The organism is Snodgrassella alvi (assembly GCF_002777425.1).
GTDB lineage: Bacteria > Pseudomonadota > Gammaproteobacteria > Burkholderiales > Neisseriaceae > Snodgrassella > Snodgrassella alvi_B.
Map to the genome: position 1 here is coordinate 1 of NZ_MDVC01000022.1, position 2238 is coordinate 2238.

At 40.0% G+C, this 2238-nt stretch carries 3 protein-coding genes; all 3 read left to right on the forward strand.

Annotation, left to right across the window (positions count from 1 at the left end; all coding sequences use genetic code 11):
* The coding region (locus tag BGI33_RS03100; protein ID WP_144235342.1) for an RHS repeat domain-containing protein at positions 1 to 1089 on the forward strand (1089 nt) is incomplete at its 5' end.
* Positions 1089 to 1577: a pentapeptide repeat-containing protein gene (locus tag BGI33_RS03105; RefSeq protein ID WP_100089914.1), complete on the forward strand. Its 489-nt coding sequence runs from the start codon at positions 1089 to 1091 to the stop codon at positions 1575 to 1577. The genes BGI33_RS03100 and BGI33_RS03105, both read left to right, overlap by 1 nt.
* A 350-nt stretch (positions 1578 to 1927) precedes the next feature.
* Positions 1928 to 2238: RHS repeat domain-containing protein (locus BGI33_RS03110; protein ID WP_180298958.1), on the forward strand; the 311-nt coding region annotated here is incomplete at its 3' end.

Below are 2238 nucleotides of genomic sequence, written 5' to 3' on the forward strand. Positions count from 1 at the left end.
CAATACGATGCGGCCGCCAACCTGCTGGACAGCAAATACAGAGAAGACTACAGCAACTACAACCTGATTCGCTGTAATCAGCTCCTGCATTTCAGAAGTCACCACTACCGCTACGACGAGCACGGCAGAACCCAAATCAAACAGAGCATCGGCGCCACCCAGCACTACCACTACGACGCTGAACACCGCCTGAGCGAAGTACGCATCGAACAAACAGGCCGCAGCCAGCGTTATGGCTATGTCTACGATGCTCTTGGCCGGCGTATCGAAAAGCATCAGATAGACCGCGACGGCCAACCTTACAACCGTACCCGCTTCCTCTGGGACGGCTTAAGAATGATTCAGGAAACTGGCCCGAATCATCCTACCAGCCTGTATATCTATACCGACCAGAACAGCTACGAACCACTGGCACGTATAGACACAGACGGCAACCATGAACAACATATCCGCTACTTCCACACCGACCTGAACGGCTGTCCAGAAGAGCTAACCGATGCAAACGGTAAAATACTGTGGGAATGCAGCTTTCAGTTATGGGGTAAGCGAATTCATGAAATCGAACACGAACCCATAGAGCAAAACCTCAGATATCAGGGACAATATTTAGACAGAGAAACCGGCTTACATTACAATACCTTCAGGTATTATGATCCGGATATAGGCCGCTTTACCCAGCCAGACCCGATAGGATTGCTGGGTGGCTTTAATCTGTATCAGTATGCGCCTAATGGGTTGACTTGGATTGATCCGTGGGGGTTAGCTAAATGTCCAATTACCAGAGGTTCCGAAGTTACCCCTAGCGTTGTTAAAAAAGCTTTAAAAGGGGATACAATGCTGACAACACAAGGGACTGTTTCTCTTCCGGCAGTTCAACGCTATGTAGATAGACTATTAAAAGGAGATATTCCACCACCAATAAAAGTAGATGGTAATGTAATTATAGAAGGAAATCATCGTTATGTGGCTGGAAAAATTGTAGGTATATTACCTCCTAAAACTCAAGGAACACTTGCACCAAGTAATATTCCAAAAATTAAACCTATGTCTGACACAAAAGTTGACCTTTTTGACTGGGGGAATTATTAATGATTAAAATTTATTTTGAATCTGGTTGCACGCAAGAATTTGATGTAACAACATTTGATGGTTTCGATTTTAGTAATTCGATATTACATACAGCTATATTTGCAGGGTATTCTTTGCGTAATGCAAATTTTAAATATGCTAATTTACGTAGTGCAAATTTTTCAGGTTGTATTTTAGATAATACTGATTTTTCAGATTCATTGTTAATGAATTCAAATTTAATGAATTCATCATTATTAAATGCTGATATGTCTAATTGTAAGTTAAATGGAGCTTTTTTACTAAATGCTAATTTGCAAGGAGTTAATTTATCAGGAGCTGATTTATTTAATGCAAATTTCAACGGAAGTAATTTAAAAGGTGGAAATGTAAATGCAATTAGAATAAATGAGGCTAGTTTTATAGGGGCAATATATGACAAATATACTATTTGGCCAAAATATTTCTTACCGGCAACTAAGGGAGCTATTTTGCAACAAATACCATGAATATCAACTTTGCACATTATAGACCACATCTTAATTTTTTGTGTATTTCACTTTTACAGATAACCGTTAATTCTGTCACCAAATTCTGTAATGAAGCGGTTCATTATGCTTTTCAGTTGCAAGTCAATATCAATATCTGTTTATCTTCGTCATACTAACTATATATATTGCTAAATAAATTACTTTCTTTACTAAGTCACCAGTCGAGAAGACTTTATAATTTTTGATGACGCGGCGTATTACGTTGTTAATTTATTCTCTGGTATTTTGGTGCAAATTGCTTAACAGACTTCCTGAGGGTAAGCAACAAACCCTACAACCGTACCCGCTTCCTGTGGGATGGGTTAAGAATGATTCAGGAAACTGGCCCGAATCACCCCACTAGCCTGTATATCTATACCGACCAGAACAGCTATGAACCACTGGCACGGATAGACAAAAGAGGTAATGACCCCGAAAAAGTCATGTACTTCCACACTGATTTGAATGGGTGTCCAGAAGAGCTAACCGATGCAAACGGTAAAATACTGTGGGAATGCAGCTTTCAGTTATGGGGAAAACGGATTCATGAAATCGAACACGAACCCATAGAGCAAAACCTCAGATATCAGGGACAGTATTTAGACAGAGAAACCGGCTTACATTACAATACTTTCAGGTA